This is a genomic window from Bradyrhizobium sp. SZCCHNRI1029 (assembly GCF_032487555.1).
Classification (GTDB): Bacteria; Pseudomonadota; Alphaproteobacteria; order Rhizobiales; family Xanthobacteraceae; genus Bradyrhizobium.
The window spans coordinates 163,003-178,180 of the sequence record NZ_JAUEUK010000004.1 but is presented as its reverse complement, the minus strand read 5'-3'; the positions used below and the strand labels follow the sequence as shown (position 1 = coordinate 178,180).

At 66.4% G+C, this 15,178-nt stretch carries 15 protein-coding genes and 1 pseudogene; 8 read left to right on the top strand and 8 right to left on the bottom strand.

Going from position 1 to position 15,178, the window contains the following annotated elements:
- Positions 1-76: 76 nt before the first annotated feature.
- From QW861_RS13075 to QW861_RS13065, 3 genes are read right to left on the bottom strand one after another with little or no spacing between them, the layout of a single operon-like run.
- Positions 77-994, bottom strand: a complete 918-nt coding sequence (locus QW861_RS13075) for an ABC transporter permease (RefSeq protein WP_315717789.1) — start codon at positions 992-994, stop codon at positions 77-79.
- Entirely contained in the window at positions 981-2,072 is a 1,092-nt protein-coding gene (locus QW861_RS13070; protein ID WP_316193135.1) for an ABC transporter permease, read from the bottom strand. The genes QW861_RS13075 and QW861_RS13070 overlap by 14 nt, the downstream gene beginning before the upstream one ends.
- The gene (locus QW861_RS13065) at positions 2,056-3,621 is read right to left on the bottom strand and encodes an ABC transporter ATP-binding protein (RefSeq protein WP_316193134.1); all 1,566 of its coding nucleotides are present in this window, start codon (positions 3,619-3,621) and stop codon (positions 2,056-2,058) included. The genes QW861_RS13070 and QW861_RS13065 overlap by 17 nt, the downstream gene beginning before the upstream one ends.
- Positions 3,622-4,198: 577 nt before the next feature.
- On the opposite strand from QW861_RS13065, the gene QW861_RS13060 reads away from it, so the two are divergent.
- Complete coding sequence (locus QW861_RS13060) at positions 4,199-5,320, top strand: hypothetical protein (protein ID WP_316187224.1); 1,122 nt, start codon at positions 4,199-4,201, stop codon at positions 5,318-5,320.
- Positions 5,321-5,372: 52 nt separating this feature from the next.
- On the opposite strand, the gene QW861_RS13055 is transcribed toward QW861_RS13060, so the two are convergent.
- Positions 5,373-5,897 carry a nucleoside deaminase gene (locus QW861_RS13055; RefSeq protein ID WP_316193133.1) on the bottom strand — a complete coding sequence of 175 codons (525 nt, stop codon included), beginning with the start codon at positions 5,895-5,897 and terminating at the stop codon, positions 5,373-5,375.
- 131 nt (positions 5,898-6,028) lie between these two features.
- Between QW861_RS13055 and QW861_RS13050 the strand changes: the two genes are divergently transcribed.
- The gene (locus QW861_RS13050) at positions 6,029-6,991 is read left to right on the top strand and encodes a cation diffusion facilitator family transporter (RefSeq protein WP_316193132.1); all 963 of its coding nucleotides are present in this window, start codon (positions 6,029-6,031) and stop codon (positions 6,989-6,991) included.
- 93 nt (positions 6,992-7,084) lie between these two features.
- On the opposite strand, the gene QW861_RS13045 is transcribed toward QW861_RS13050, so the two are convergent.
- The 3 genes and pseudogenes from QW861_RS13045 to QW861_RS34005 all read right to left on the bottom strand — a co-directional run.
- Entirely contained in the window at positions 7,085-8,221 is a 1,137-nt protein-coding gene (locus QW861_RS13045; RefSeq protein WP_316193131.1) for an MFS transporter, read from the bottom strand.
- A 32-nt stretch (positions 8,222-8,253) separates the two neighbouring features.
- Positions 8,254-8,853, bottom strand: a complete 600-nt coding sequence (locus QW861_RS13040; RefSeq protein WP_410052250.1) for a DeoR/GlpR family DNA-binding transcription regulator — start codon at positions 8,851-8,853, stop codon at positions 8,254-8,256.
- Positions 8,854-8,910: 57 nt separating this feature from the next.
- A pseudogene (locus QW861_RS34005) lies at positions 8,911-9,027 on the bottom strand (DeoR/GlpR transcriptional regulator); the annotation flags it as partial.
- 124 nt (positions 9,028-9,151) lie between these two features.
- Between QW861_RS34005 and QW861_RS13035 the strand changes: the two are divergent.
- The 6 genes from QW861_RS13035 to QW861_RS13010 all read left to right on the top strand — a co-directional run bounded on the left by QW861_RS13035 (position 9,152) and on the right by QW861_RS13010 (position 12,302).
- Complete coding sequence (locus QW861_RS13035) at positions 9,152-10,090, top strand: 2-dehydro-3-deoxygalactonokinase (protein ID WP_315750280.1); 939 nt, start codon at positions 9,152-9,154, stop codon at positions 10,088-10,090.
- Positions 10,087-10,728, top strand: coding sequence for a 2-dehydro-3-deoxy-6-phosphogalactonate aldolase (locus QW861_RS13030; RefSeq protein ID WP_315750281.1), 642 nt, complete (start codon positions 10,087-10,089; stop codon positions 10,726-10,728). Before QW861_RS13035 ends, QW861_RS13030 begins: the two co-directional genes overlap by 4 nt.
- A gap of 95 nt (positions 10,729-10,823) precedes the next feature.
- Positions 10,824-11,135: a hypothetical protein gene (locus QW861_RS13025; RefSeq protein WP_316193130.1), complete on the top strand. Its 312-nt coding sequence runs from the start codon at positions 10,824-10,826 to the stop codon at positions 11,133-11,135.
- Complete coding sequence (locus QW861_RS13020) at positions 11,132-11,458, top strand: phosphatase PAP2 family protein (protein ID WP_316193129.1); 327 nt, start codon at positions 11,132-11,134, stop codon at positions 11,456-11,458. Before QW861_RS13025 ends, QW861_RS13020 begins: the two co-directional genes overlap by 4 nt.
- Complete coding sequence (locus QW861_RS13015) at positions 11,455-11,802, top strand: DUF3147 family protein (RefSeq protein WP_316193128.1); 348 nt, start codon at positions 11,455-11,457, stop codon at positions 11,800-11,802. Before QW861_RS13020 ends, QW861_RS13015 begins: the two co-directional genes overlap by 4 nt.
- Positions 11,802-12,302 (top strand): DUF3147 family protein, encoded by a 501-nt coding sequence (locus QW861_RS13010; RefSeq protein WP_316167619.1) that lies wholly within the window; start codon positions 11,802-11,804, stop codon positions 12,300-12,302. The genes QW861_RS13015 and QW861_RS13010 overlap by 1 nt, the downstream gene beginning before the upstream one ends.
- Here the strand turns inward: QW861_RS13010 and QW861_RS13005 are convergent.
- Entirely contained in the window at positions 12,283-14,937 is a 2,655-nt protein-coding gene (locus tag QW861_RS13005; RefSeq protein WP_316193127.1) for a flavin-containing monooxygenase, read from the bottom strand. The genes QW861_RS13010 and QW861_RS13005 overlap by 20 nt on opposite strands.
- Positions 14,938-15,178: the final 241 nt, after the last annotated feature.

Sequence of the window (15,178 nt, the reverse complement as noted above, 5' to 3'; positions counted from 1 at the left end):
ATGCCTCCAAACAATCCGGGGAAAACCTCGTGAGCCAGAGCGCAGCGCCCCATCGCTGGCGCTCCGGATGATTGGTTCAGCGATCCGGCACGAACACCGTCCCCAGCGCTGCCGGCGCGGTGGAGCCGCCGGTGCGGGCGCGCGACAGCAGCACCAGGACGATCACGGTGGCGAGGTACGGCAGCGCCGACATGAACTGCGAGGGGATGCCGACGCCGGCGCCCTGCGCATGCAGCTGCAGGATCGTCACCGCACCGAACAGGTAGGCGCCGATGACAAGGCGGCCCGGTCGCCAGGATGCGAACACGACCAGCGCCAGCGCGATCCAGCCGCGCCCCGCGGTCATGCCGGGGATGAAGAACGGCGTATAAGCCAGCGGCAGATAGGCGCCGGCGAGCCCGGCGCAGCCGCCGCCGAATAGCACCGCGAGCAAACGGATGCGCAGCACGGGATAGCCGAGCGCGTGGGCGGAGACATGGTTGTCGCCGCAGGCGCGCAGCACCAGGCCGGCACGGGTGCGGTACAGGAACCACCAGACGGCGATGATCAAGACGAGCGACAGATAGACGAACGCATCCTCGCCGAACGCGATACGGCCGACCAGCGGGATGTCGCTGAGGCCGGGAATGGAAAGGTGCGGCGCGGTGCTGATGCGTTCGCCGACAAAGCGCGCGCCGATCAGGCCGGACAGACCGGTGCCGAGAATGGTCAGCGCGAGGCCCGTCGCCACCTGGTTCACGGCGAGGCCGAGGGTCATGAACGCGAAGATCAGCGACATCAGCATGCCGGCGACGATGCCGCACAGCGCGCCGACGATGATCGAGCCGGACAGCCAGGCCCCGCCGAAGCCGCAGGCCGCGCCGACGATCATCATGCCCTCGACGCCGAGGTTGAGGACGCCCGAGCGCTCGGTGACCAGCTCGCCGGTGGCCGCCAGCAGCAGCGGCGTCGATGCTGCGAGCACCGACAGGATGATTGCTTCAACCAGCACCACTTTGCACCTGCCGCGCGGCGAAGACGAGCTTGAAACGGTAGAGGATGAGCGAATCGCAGGCGAGCACGTAGAACAGCAGGATGCCCTGGAACACCTTGGTCACATCGAGCGGAATCTTCATCGTGATCTGGGCCTGCTCGCCGCCAATGAACGTCAATGAGAGAAAAAGCCCTGCAATCAATATTCCAACCGGATTGAGCCGTCCGAGGAAGGCCACGATGATCGCGGTGAAGCCATAGCCCGGCGAGATGCCAGGCTGCAGATGTCCGATGGGTCCCGCCACCTCGATGATCCCTGCGAGACCGGCCAATGCGCCCGACACGGCGAACGTCAGAAGGATGAGCTGGTTCGCATTGAAGCCGCCGAAGCGCGCCGCACGCGGCGCCACGCCCACGACTCGGATCTCGAACCCCTTGATGGTGCGCTCGAGCAGCACGAAGGCGCCGGCAACGACAATCAGCGCGATGATGCTGCCGAGATGCAGGCGTCCGCCCTCGATCAGCACCGGCACGGTGGCGACCGGATCGAACTCCGCCGTGGTGGGGAAGTTGAAGCCGGCGGGATCGCGCCAGGGGCCGCGAACGAGATAGTCGAGCAGGAGATCGGCGACATAGACCAGCATCAGGCTAATGAGGATCTCGCTGGCGCCGAACTTGACGCGGCACAGCGCGGGGATCAGCGCATAGAGCGCGCCGGCTGCGGCGCCCGCGACCAGCATCGCCGGCAGCACCCAGTGTCCCGCTTCGGTGCCTTGCGTCTTCACCGCGATCCAGCTGCCGGCAACGGCCCCGATCAGGAACTGGCCCTCGGCACCGATGTTCCAGGCGTTGGCGAGGTAGCACAGCGACAAGCCGATCGCGATCATGACCAGCGGCGTGGCCTTCACGGCGATCTCCTGTAGCGAATAGCCGTCGGTGAGCGGCGCGATGAAGTAGACGCCGAGCGCGGTGATCGGGTTCTTGCCGAGCACGGCGAACAGCACGCTCATGGTCACCAGCGTCAGTCCGATCGCGATCAGCGGCGAAACCAGCGCGATGGTGCGCGAACGCTCGGCGCGCTTCTCAAGCACGAGCTGCATGCGCCGCCTCCTTCTCGAGGCTGGCGCCGCCCATCAACAGGCCTAGCCTTTCCCGGGTCGCCTCCGCGCGTGGCAGCGCCTCCGACAAGTGTCCGTGAAACATCACCGCGATGCGGTCGGCGATCTCGAGCAGTTCGTCAAGGTCCTGGCTGGTGACGAGGACGGCAGCGCCCGCGCTGGCGAGATCGATCAGCGCCTGGCGGATGATCGCGGCGGCGCCTGCGTCGACGCCCCAGGTCGGCTGGTTGACGACCAGCACCGCCGGCGTGCGCAGGATCTCGCGGCCGACGACGAACTTCTGCAGATTCCCGCCGGACAGGCTCGCCGCTTCCGGATCGCGCTTGGCCTTGCGGACATCGAACGTCTCGGTCGTCAGATCGACCGTCCGCAATGTCGCTGCGGCGTTGATGAAGCCGTGCCGGACCATGTCGCCCGCGGCGTGTCCGGTCAGCAGCGCATTCTCGGACAACCTCATCCGCGGCGCGGTGCCATGCCCCAGCCGCTCCTCCGGCACGAACGCCGCGCCCATCTTGCGGCGCTCGGTGATCGAGAGATTGCCGCAGGCGAGGCCGTCGATGATGATCGCGCCGGGCTCTTTGACGAGGCGTTCGCCGGACAACGCAGCAAACAGCTCGTCCTGGCCGTTGCCGGCGACACCGGCGATGCCGAGGATCTCGCCGCCCTTCAGCTCGAGGGAAATGTTCTTGAGGCCCACGCCATGCGGCTCGCTGGGGGCGAGGGTGAGATCATTGACGACCAGACGCGGCACGGTGGCGTGCCGCTCGGCCGGCGGCTTCACGTCCTTGATCTCGGTCCCCACCATCATGCGGGCCAGCGAGGCAGCCGTCTCCAGCTTCGGATTGCAGGTCGCGACCTTCCTGCCGCCGCGCAGGATGGTGGCGGTGTCGCACAGCCGCTTCACCTCCTCGAGCTTGTGGCTGATGTAGAGGATGGCGCGGCCTTCCGCTTTCAGTCGCTCCAGCACGACGAACAACTGGTCGGCCTCCTGCGGCGTCAGCACGGCGGTGGGCTCGTCCAGGACGAGGAATTTCGGATTCTGCATCAGCGCGCGCACGATCTCGATGCGCTGCCGCTCGCCCACCGACAATTGCCAGACTTCGCGCTTCGGATCGAGCGGCAGTCCGTAGTCACGCGCGACGTCCGCGAGCCGCGCCGACATGGCCTTGAATGGCTCCTTGCCATCGAGCCCGAGCGCCACGTTCTCAGCCACGGTGAGGTTGTCGAACAGGGAGAAATGCTGAAACACCATGCCGATGCCGAGGGATCGCGCTTCCGCGGGACCGGACAGCCTGATGGGCACACCCTGCCAGCGCAGCTCACCGGCGCTCGGCTGCACCAGTCCGTAGACCGTCTTCACCAGCGTCGACTTCCCGGCGCCGTTCTCGCCGAGCAAGGCGTGAATCTCGCGTGGCCGGATCTCGATGTCGATCTTGTCGTTGGCAACGAAGTCGCCATAGCGCTTGGTCAATCCGATCGTCTGCAGGAGCGGAGGCGTAGGGGTCGGATCGGCCGGCGCGAGGTCAGGCATTTGCTGCGTCATGGGGCAGGGGAATGAAGCTGCCTCAATTGTGATCTAATTTGCCGCGGCGCGTAAGAGGCGAAAAGCGCCATCCTCTGCCCAACTCTTGTCCAAGCGTCCATCGCGCCGCGATCGGCGAATGCCGTGCGCCAGTGGTTGCAGGCATCACGTCCCGCAATCGGTCGAGCGGAGCGAACGATAAAGTTCTGTGGCAGTTTTGAGACACCGGCCGGAAATCGATCCGCCGCAGCACGTTGCCCGTTGGATGAGCAGCGTCATCCCATGCGCGTCCAGGGGCGCGCTTGCGCTCGCGCGTTGCCGCGAACGCGCGCGGAAGGGCAGGCGGGGCTCTTCGGAAAAACTTCAGCAATGTGAAGCCGCAAGATCGGAGTCTGGGAGCATCGTGGCCGCGGCCAATCGTCCCATGCCCAAGCTCGCGACCGATGTCGTCGCCGCTGCAATACGACGGAACCTTGATCAAACTGCGGGCAAGTCCTGGAGAAAGTTGAGGCTTCTCCCACCCGTGGAACGGCGCAACTGTGCATGCAAGTCGGGAATCGGCGCTTGTCAACTGGGGGTGTTCTGAATGTCGTTACGTCAAACAATCGCGGCGGTCGTCGCACTGGGCGCGGCAGCGCTGACGTCGGTCGGTGCAGCGGGGGCCGCTGACCTGCCCGCCAAGGCGATCGCGAAGAAGGCGCCGGCCGAGGTGCCGTTCTTCCTCGTCGTCGACAATCGCGTCAGCTACTCCTATATCTTCGATGCCAGCCAGCCTGGTGCATGGAGTGTCAACGGCAACGGCACATTCAACGCCAAGACCGCCAAGCAGGTCTACTCGTTCACCCATTTCGACGTCTGGGGTTACGGCACCAACTTCTTCACGATCTCGCTGTTCAAGTCGGACCACAACGACCCGGCTGGGCCGTGCACGCAGACCGGCGGGATCGTGTCGCCCAACGCAGGTTTCGCCTTCACGCCGGCGAGCTGTGCCGGTGCGACCGAAATCTACGGACTGTTCCGCTCGACCTTCGGCTGGAACCAGATCTTCAACACCAAGGCCTTCACGATGGGCCCGCTGCAGAACATTTCGTTCGAAGTGGGCATGGATGCCAATACCGAGAACCGCTATTTCGGCGCCGCCAAACGCGACGTGGTTGCCGGCCTGCAGTTCGCGTTCAACCTGCCCTACAAGGGCTATTTCAACGTCGCTCCCCTGATGTATTGGGAGTTCGCCAACCACAATTCGTTCTCGCAGTGCGGGGCCGGCTGGTCGAACCCCTGCATCAATGACGGCAATACCTCGTTCAAGCCGACCTGGGCCGTCGAGACCAACTACTACATGGATCTCGGCTTCCTGCCGGAGAGCATGCAGTTCTTCTCGATCTCGGGCCGCGCCGGCTGGTACGGCAAGAAGGGCACCGACACCGAGCCGCTCCCGGCGAGCGTCGCGAACGGCGTCTATCCGACCAAGATCGAGTTCAATTCCGAGCCGATCCGCCTGACCTTCGATGCGTCGAAGGCGATGTGGGGTGAGAAGCAGAGCCACCTGATCGACGTCTGGGTGGCCTATCGCTACTGGCAGAACAAGTTCGGCCTCGACCACAACAACGCGGTCGGCTGTTCCGTCGCCGGTGTCGGCGGCACCCGTGTCGCCACGGGCGCCTGCACCGAGTCGTCGCTGTATTCGGGCGTGACCGTGAAGTTCTGATATCGATCGAGCCACGCAAGCGGGCGCCGCGCCTCCGGTCGCGGCGCCTGCTTCATTTGTCCCAGGCTCCCTCATGCAGCGTCGCGGCTTCCTCCTCCAGCAGGGGGCCGACGATTTCGGTCGCACGCTGGCCGCTCGCGAACACGTCGCGGCACGGCAGATCGAGCGTCGGGTTCTCCGGATGGTTGCCGGTGAGGTCGCGCAGTCGCCGCTCGCTGAGGCCGTACACCACGCGCCCGATGCCGGCCCAGTAGATGGCGCCCGCGCACATCGCGCACGGCTCTGCCGATGAATACAGCGTGGCCGCCGCCCTGATCTCGGGCGCTATCGAAACGCAGGCCTGGGTCGCGACCAGCCGCTCGGCATGGGCCGTGGCGTCATGAGCTGGCATGTAGCCGTTCTCAGCCTCGATCAGAACGCGGCCGTCGGCAGCGATCAGCACCGCTCCGAATGGATGATTGCCGTTGGACGTCGCGCGGCGGGCGATGGCGAAGCTGTGCCGCAGGAAATGTGTGTCCCGGTCTTGGGCGCCGGCTTGCCTCTGTCCGTCTCTCGCCTGATCTCTCGGCGCCATCATCACTCTGCTCCGTTGCGGATCGGGCGATCCTGCTCCGGCGCGACGACGTCCGCAAGCGCGCCAAGGGAACCGATGCCCCGCAGCTCGCGTTGCCCGGCGCACGAGCGCAGAGAAGAGAACAGGCAGGCGACATGGCGGCAAACGCGGATTCCAAGGTTGCCGTCTATGCCGCGCTTGCCGGCAATCTGCTCGTGGCCTGCACCAAGACCGCCGCGGCGGTGTGGACCGGCAGCTCGGCCATGATGAGCGAGGCGATCCACTCCGCCGTCGACACCTCGAACGAACTGCTGCTGCTCTACGGCTTTCATCGCGCAAGCCGTCCGCCCGACCAGCGGCATCCGCTCGGCCATGGCCGTGAGCTCTATTTCTGGAGCTTCATCGTTGCGCTGCTCTTGTTCGCGCTGGGCGCCGGCGTCTCGCTGTACGAAGGCGTGGCGCACCTGATGCATCCGCTGCCGATCGAAGACCCGACGGTGAACTACGTCGTGCTCGGGCTCTCCTTCGTGTTCGAGGCAGGCTCCTGGTGGGTGGCGGTGCGGCGGTTTCGCTCGGCTGCGCCGGGTCTCTCCTATCTCGAGGCGTTCAGGCGCAGCAAGGACCCGCCGGCCTTCATGGTCGTGTTCGAGGACAGCGCGGCACTGATCGGCATCGTGATTGCTGCTGCCGCGATGGCTGCGGCCGTCGCCTTCGATGAGCCGGCATGGGACGGCATCGGATCGATCCTGATCGGTGTGCTGCTTGCGGCGACCTCGATGGTGCTCGCGCGGGAGAGCAAGAGTCTCCTGATCGGCGAGCCGGCGGACCCGGAGCTGGCGCGTTCGATCCTCGACATCGCGCGCAAGAGGAAGGGCGTCAAGTCAGCCAATGGCCTGCTCACGGTGCAGCTGTCACCGCAGCATGTCGTTGTCGCGCTGAGCATCGAGTTTGCGGACGATCAGCGCGCCGACGACATTGAGCGCGCCGTGGTTGCGATCGAGAGCGAGCTGAGGGCGCGGCATCCGATCGTCGCGGCGCTGTTCGTCAAGCCGCAGACCGGTGCGCGCTATCAGGAAATGCGCGAGAGCGTGCTCCAAGATGGCTCGACTCCGGCGTGAGATCGGCAGCTCAGCGATAGACGACGTCGCTTCGTGCAGACGAACGGCCGAGGCATGAGATGCCGGGTCAAGCCGGCGCCGCGCTCCTCGTTCCTAAGGCTGCGTGCTCGCGGCCAACGGCGCGCTCAGCAGCACGATCACCAGCAGCGCAGCCAACATCCAGAATGCGGCCGGCAGGCTGGTGGCTGCGGCGATGAAGCCGATGCCTGCGGGGCCCAGCAGCACGCCTGAGTAGCCTGCGGTGGTGACGGCCGCGACGGCCAGCCCGACCGGCATGGCGGTCTGCGCCCCGGCTCGGCGGAACAGCACCGGGACCAGGTTCGACGCGCCGAGGCCGATCAGCGCAAAGCCCGCCATGGCAGCAGCAACCCACGGAGCCGTGAGCAGCAGGACGAAGCCCGCGATGGCGGTGGCGCTGCCCCCGAGCAACGTTGCGCGATCACCGATCCGTGCAACCACGGCGTCACCGACGAGGCGCCCTGCGGTCATTGCGATCGAGAACATGATGTAGCCCAATCCGGCCTGCGCGGCCGGCAGGCGGCCGGAACCGGCGAGCAGCAGCGCGCTCCAGTCGAGCATCGCGCCCTCGACCAGGAACATGATTGCGGCGAGCGCCGCCAGCAGCAGCACCGCGCCGTGCGGAAGCACGAGCAGAGGCCCCGATTGCGCGGGTTTGCTCGCCATCAGTCGCGGGGCAGCCACGATCATCGCGGCCAGGGCGAGGGCACAGCAGGCGAGCGTGCCGAGCAGCGGCGCGACGTCGAACGCGAGCAGCGCGGTCATGACGCCGGAGCCCGCGAAGCCGCCGATGCTGAACTGGGCATGGAAACCTGACATCAGCGGACGTTCGCTCAGCCGCTCGACGTCGATCGCCTGGATGTTCACCGCGACGTCGAGCGAGCCCAGCGCCGCACCGAAGGCGAACAATGCGAGTGCGAGAGTCGCTGGCGTTGCTGCGATCGCCAGCAGCGGCAGGAACAGCGCGAGAGCGATGCCGCTGACGATGACGACCGGCTTGCTGCCATAGTGGGCGGTCAGCAGTCCGGCGGCCAGCATCGATGCGACTGAGCCCACGCCGAGCGAGAGCAGTAGCAGCCCGAGCGTCGCATCATCGACGCCGAGCCGCTGTTTGGCAAACGGCACCAGCGGTGCCCAGCAGGCGATGCCGAAGCCGGCGACGAAGAAGGCCAGGCGGGTCGCGAGCCGCGCCGCGCTGTGATCAGAACTCATTTGGAAGATCCCTGACTTTCTGAAGGGCGCCGTCACACCGGCGGGGCGGCCGTCATGATGGCGGCTCCCGCCCGTTTGAGCAGGGCGAGGCGGGCCGCCGGCGCATCATGCTCGACGGTGAGCTGGCTGATGGTCTTGGCGCCGGCGATACGGTGGGGGGCTCGGGTCTCGAGCTTCTCGTTGGTGACCATTGCGACGCTTACGCGGCTCAGCGACAGCAGCGTCCGCTTGAATGCTGCGTCAGTCGGATCAACCGCGCTGATGCCGCCTTGCGCCGATACAGCGCAGACGCCGATGAAGCAGCGGTCGATGTTCAAGCGCTGCACCTGCATGAGGGCGTCGGCGTCGACACTGCCGCCGACTGCGGGGTGAACGGAGCCGCCGATCATGGTCAGCTGCAGGTCCTGCCGGTGCAGCACGGTTGCGGCAATGTCGATGGCGTTGGTTGCGACGGTGAGATCGAAATCATCGGGCAGGACTTCAGCGAGGGCGAGATTGGTGCTGCCACTATCGAGGAAGAGAAATTCGCCACGCGCGATGCCGCGGGCGGCCGTCCGGGCGAGCGCCAGCTTGCGTTCGCGATCTTGCCCGATCCGCGCCGCCATCGGTGTCATGCCGCCGGCGATCGGCAATGCGCCGCCATACACCCGGCGGCAGCGTCCTTCGGCGGCAAGCGCACGAAGATCGCGCCGGATGGCATCCTCGGAGACGCCGAATTCGTGGGCCAGGGCGGCCGCGACGACCGCGTGCCCCGCCGAGAGGCGGCCGGCGATCTGGTCGCGGCGCGCCAGTGGAAGGTCTGACATGGCCGTCCTCATATCAGGCATAAACAAGAATAACAACGTGCATAATCGTGCACCGCGCAATTTGTTGTTTGCGCGGCCCGCGCGGCATGGCATTGCCAGATGTCGAAGTGATCGGGAGCAGGGTGTGACCGCCGTCTATTCGTCAGCAACGCCGGCCCTTGTCGCCGTCGACTGGGGGACATCCAGCTTCCGCGCCTGGCTGATGGCCGGAGACGGGACGGAGCTGGCCGAGAGCCGCGGTAGCGAGGGCATGCTGCATTGCGCGACATCTGGCTTCGCGCCGGTGCTGCGCGACCATCTGGCGAAGCTCGGCGCGCCGGCCGATGTTCCGGTGCTGATCTGCGGCATGGCCGGCGCGCGGCAAGGCTGGGTCGAGGCGCCTTATCTGCACACGCCCACCCGGCTGGAGGCGCTGCATGCCGGCGCGATTGGCGTCGACACGGATGGCGACGTCAGGATTCTGCCGGGACTGGCGCAGGCGCGGGCGGATCAGCCGGACGTGATGCGCGGCGAGGAAACCCAGCTGCTCGGCGTCACCGAGCCGGACTTCACCGGGATCGTCTGCATTCCGGGCACCCACAGCAAATGGATCCGGATCGATGCCGGCGCTGTGATCGACTTTGCCACCTACATGACCGGCGAGCTGTTCGCGGTCGTCTCTCAACATAGCATTTTGATGCACGCCGTCGAACCGGAGGCCTCGGCCGTCGAGCACGACGCGGCGTTCCGCGAGAGCTTCGCAGCGTCGCTTGCCGCGCCGACGGCACTGACCAATGCGCTGTTCCGGCTGCGCGCAGCCCAGCTCCTCGGTTTTGAGCAGCGGTCCGATGGGGCTGCGAGGCTCTCCGGGCTTCTGATCGGCAGTGAGATCGCCGACGCTCGGGCGCGGTTTGGCGCCGAGCTTCCACTCCGGTTGATCGGAGCGGGCCGGCTCGGCCGGCTCTATCGCGCGGCGCTGGCCGCTGCTGGTTTCGACGTGAACGAATGTGATGCCGAGCAGGCGTCCCGGCGCGGCCTGGTCAAGGCCGCGCGGCAGATCTGGGGAGCGCGTTTCCGACCATGACAAAGTCCGTTGCCTGGCCGCATGTCAAGCGGTCGCTGGTTGCGATCCTGCGCGGTATCAAACCCGACGAGTCCGAGGCCATCGTCGATGTCCTGATCGAAGCCGGTTTCGAGCTGATCGAGGTTCCTCTCAACTCGCCGGAACCGTTCGTCTCGATCGAGCGTCTCGCCGCCCGGTTCGGCAAGGACTGCCTGATCGGTGCAGGGACGGTCGTCAATGCCGCAGATTGCGTGCGTGTCGCGGAGGCCGGCGGGCGTCTGATGGTCAGCCCCAACGTCGATGTCGAAGTGCTGGCGACGGCGCAGGCCTACGACATGGTCACCATGCCCGGGGTCTTCACGCCGACGGAGGCCTTTCTTGCTTTGCGTTGCGGCGCCTCGGCCCTGAAATACTTTCCGGCGTCGGTGCTCGGTCCGTCGGGGATTGCAGCGCAACTTGCCGTCCTGCCGAAAGGCGTCGTGGTCGGCGCCGTCGGCGGTGTGTCGGACAAGACGCTCGCCTCCTACGTCGCCGTCGGCGTGCGCGCCTTCGGTCTCGGCTCGAGCCTGTACAAGCCGGGCATGAGCGCGAGCGATGTGCGGGAGACAGCTCGCGCCTCGGTCAAGGCGTATGACGAGACTATTCGCGATCAGGGCTGAGCTGGTAACTCGTGACAGTTTCGTGACTGTTCCTGAAACCCGTGGTGAGGGCTCGGCGTTGTAGGTGAACATATCGTTCGTCCTTGGCAAGTGCCATGATCCGCGCCATCGGGAAGAAGATCACACCGGCAATTTCGGTGCCCTTTCTCAAGCAAAGTTCCGCCACGGCCATCCACGTCGAGCCGACCAAGGCGGACCGCATCATTGCGGACGTAGCTGCACGAACCACGGAGCCGTGGCTGCAAAAGCTCGCACGCGGCCTCGCGTGGGGTGCGGACGAGAAGGTGTGGTTGGCCCTGACATCGGTGGCTTGGCTGGTGACGCGCGGCCAAAGCAGCCGCGTTCGCGCGACGACCACTCATGCATTGCTGGTCACGGTTGCGGCTCGGCTCTGCCGCATGCCTTGAAGGCGATCTTCGATCAGACCCGGCCGGATCGCACCACCTTGCGCGGCCATCTCAACGGCGTGGCGCCGTCCGGCCATGCACAGGACGCCTTTCCCTCGGGACATGCGCTGCACATGGGTGCGCTCTACTCCGCCGCCGGTCCGCTGCCGGCACGCGCAAGGATTGCGGTGAGGAGTGCTGCCGTCGGGCTCAGCGTCACGCGCGTGATGCTGCTTGCGCATTGGGCCAGCGACGTCGTTGTCGGATTCATGCTCGGCGCTGCCCTCGAGCGCAGCTTGCGCGCATGGACCGGCTACGAACAACCGGGAGCAAGCCGGATATGACCGAATCCGTCATCCGCTTCCTGATCGGCTGCGTCATCGTTTCGACATTCGCGATAATTGGCGATGTGTTGCGTCCGAAGAGCTTTGCCGGCCTGTTCGGAGCAGCGCCCTCGGTCGCGCTGGCGACGTTGGGCGTTGCGGTTGTCACGCATGATGCCGCTTATGCGGCGGTCCAGAGCCATTCGATGATGTTCGGCGCAGCCGCGCTCTGTCTCTATAGCATGACCGTGTGCCGGCTGCTGATGCGGCAGCATATGCGCGCATTGAGCGCGAGCCTGCTCGCAACGGCCGTGTGGCTGGTCGCAGCGCTGGGACTGCAGGCGGTCTTCTCCGGAGGGGCGTGATGCTGATCTGCATCTCGCCCTCGGCGCTGAAGGACGGCAAGTGGCACGAATACGTCATCCGCTTTGCGCTGGGCGGCGCCGCCACAGTCGCGACCGGGCTCATTGCCAAAGCCTTCGGTCCTGCGATCGGCGGCCTCTTCCTGGCATTGCCGGCGATCTTCTGTGCCAGCGTCACCCTGATCGAGGCGCACGAGATCAGGCGCAAGCGCCGTCAGGGACTCTCCGGCGAGCGGCGCGGACGCGAAGCGGCTGCACTCGACACCGCAGGTGCAGTGCTCGGCAGTCTCGGCATGCTGGCGTTCGCGGCCGTATTCTCCACGCTGGTTCAGTCAAGCGTCGCGGCCGCCTTCGTCGCCGCAACGACGGCGTGGCTCGTCGTCTCGGTGACAGCGTGGGCGATCCGGCGCAAGCTGCGTGTTGCGGCAACGACCCGCAAAGTTGCGGGCCGTCGCGATACGTCTCGGCCGCAGCCTCCGCTGGTCAGCTGGCGGCGGCGTTGATCTCCGGCGATTCGCCTTCTTCCGCAGACTGCGTGAATGCCTGCAGCGCCTCCGCCATCTGCATGCGGCCGCCGACGCCGGTGATGACGACGTCGACCATCGTGAACGACGAGTGGAAGTGGCCGTGGGCCTTGAGCTGCCCGACCGGCACGCCGTTGGCGGCGAGCGCCTCCGCATAGGCGACGCCCTCGTCGCGCAGCGGATCGAACTCGCAGGTGACGATGTAGGCCGGCGGCAGGCCCTGCAGCTTGCCCCGCAACGGCGACGCGCGCGGATCGGTGCGATCCGCCGGCGAGCAGTAGATGTCCCAGAACCAGTACATCAGGCCGCGCGTCAGGAAGTAGCCGGCCGCGTTGTCGGTGTAGGACGGCCGATCGAAGCTGCAATCGGTCACCGGGCAGACCAGCAACTGTCCGCCGACGAGAGGCCCGCCGCGATCCCGCGCGAGCTGGCAAGTGACCGCAGCGATGTTTCCGCCGGCGCTCCAGCCGGCCACCAGCACCGGTCCGTCGCGTCCGCCGAGCTCGGCGGCGTGCTCGGCCACCCAGCGCGTCGCCGCATAGCCGTCCTCGGCCGCCGCCGGGAAGCGGTGCTCGGGCGCATGGCGATAGCCGACGCTGACGAAGATCATGTTGGAGCGGCGGCACATGTCGCGGCAGAATGGATCGTCCGATTGCTCGTCGCCGAGCACCCAGCCGCCGCCATGGAAGTAGACGACGATCGGATGCGGCCCGGGCGTCGCCGGCCGATACAGCCGATAGGGCAGGGGACCGTCGGCGCCCTGCAATGTGCCATCCTTGACTTCGCCAACGGGACGTCCAGGCGGCCTCGTCGCGTTGAACTGCGCAACGAATTCGCGGGCGCCAGCCGCGCCCATCGATTCGATCGGCGGCAAGTTCATCTCGGCCAGCATGTTCAGCACCAGCCTGACATCCGGCTGCAGCCGCACGATCTCGCCGTCATTGCATTGGGACGCGCCGTTCGGACCTGACAGCTTGAAGCCGAGCATGCCGCGGCTGACGATTTCGTTGCAGATGCCGCGATAGGGGCCGACGCCGCCAGTATAGGGCATCAGGGTCTGCGGCTTGCCCGGCACGTTGGCACCAGTGTACCAGGTGTTGGCGAGCCGATGCAGCGTCACGGTCGCGCAGTCCGCCATGTGGCGTGCCCAGCCGGCCTGCGCAGTCTCCGTGGCCTCGATGGTCGTGAACCCGGCTTCGCGCAGGGCGACGAGACGATCGACGACCCAGTCGACATGCTGCTCGATCGAGACCGCCATGTTCGACAGCACCGATGGGCTGCCGGGACCCGTGATCAGGAACAGATTGGGAAAGTCTGCGACCGTGAGCCCGAGATAGGTTTGCGGTCCGTTGGCCCAGACATCCTCCAGCGATTTGCCGCCGCGCCCGGTGATCGGATGCACGGCGCGGATCGCACCGGTCATGGCATCGAAGCCGGTCGCGAACACGATGACGTCGATGTCGAAGCTGCGCCTGTCGGTCTTGATGCCATCAGCGGTGATGGATGTGATCGGCTCCTGGCGCAGATTGACCAGCGTGACATTGGGGCGGTTGAACGTCTGATAGTAGTTGGTGTCCAAGCACGGGCGCTTGGCGCCGAACGGATGGTCGTGAGGCGTGAGCGCGGCGGCGGTCTCGGGATCCTTGACGATCTCGTGAATCTTCTCGCGGATGAGGTCGGCGAGCAGCGCATTGCCGTCGGGGTCGACACCCTGGTCGGCCCAGAGCTGCGTCAGCATGCCGACGAGGTCGCCCGACGCCCACAGCTTCTCGAAGCGTTCGCGGCGCTCGGCCTCGCTCAACGCCCAGCTGAAGTCGGTGGCCGGCGGGATCGGCACGCCAGCCATCGACCAGCGCGCCTGCTCGCGCAGCCCGTTGCGATCTTCTGCGAGCTGCGCGGCGCGATCGGCCGGGAGCGGGCCGTTATGCGCCGGCAGTGCGAAGTTCGGCGTGCGCTGGAAAACCGTGAGCTGTGCTGCCTGCTCGGCGATGATCGGGATCGACTGGATGCCGGACGAGCCGGTGCCGATCACCGCGACGCGCTTGCCGCGGAGGTCGACACCGTCATGCGGCCAGCGGCTGGTGAAGTAGATCTCGCCCTTGAAGTCGTGCACGCCGTCGATCTCCGGCGGCTTCGGCTGCGACAGGCAGCCGGTCGCCATGATGTAGTGGCGGCAGGAGACGGCGGGGCCCTTGTCGGTCGTCAGCAGCCAGCGCTCCTTGGCGTCATCCCAGGAGGCGCCGAGCACGCGGGTGCCGAAGCGGATGTCGCGGCGCAGATCGTAGCGATCGGCGACAAAGCCGAGATAGCGCAGGATCTCCGGCTGGGTGGCGTATTTCTCCGACCATTGCCAGGCCTTCTCGAGCGCGGGATCGAAGGTGTAGCTGTAGTCGACGGTCTGGATGTCGCAGCGCGCGCCGGGATAGCGGTTCCAGTACCAGGTGCCGCCGACATCGTTGGCCGTATCCAGAGCCACGGTCGAGAAGCCCGCCTTGCGCAGGCGGTGCAGCAGGTAAAGTCCCGCAAATCCGGCACCCACGACGGCGACATCGACCGTCTGCGTTTCACCGCCCGACACCTCCGACGCGCGTGTCTCGACAACCCCGTCTGACATGCTGACCTCCCGATGATTTTGTGATTGGAAGAAAGGCTAGCTCTGCTCGCATGGTTTGTCAGCAGCCAAAACAGCGATCTGCGGTTGTTGCAGTGCGGGCCGTGCAGTGCGGGCCGTGCGGTGCGGCCGGTATGCCAGGCGCTGATTTTGCATCGCCGGTCAAAAGGCCGCGACGGAGTGGACAAGACCCTGAGAAAGCGACAGAAAGCGACCCTGCCGCGTCGCATTCACCAAGTTTCAA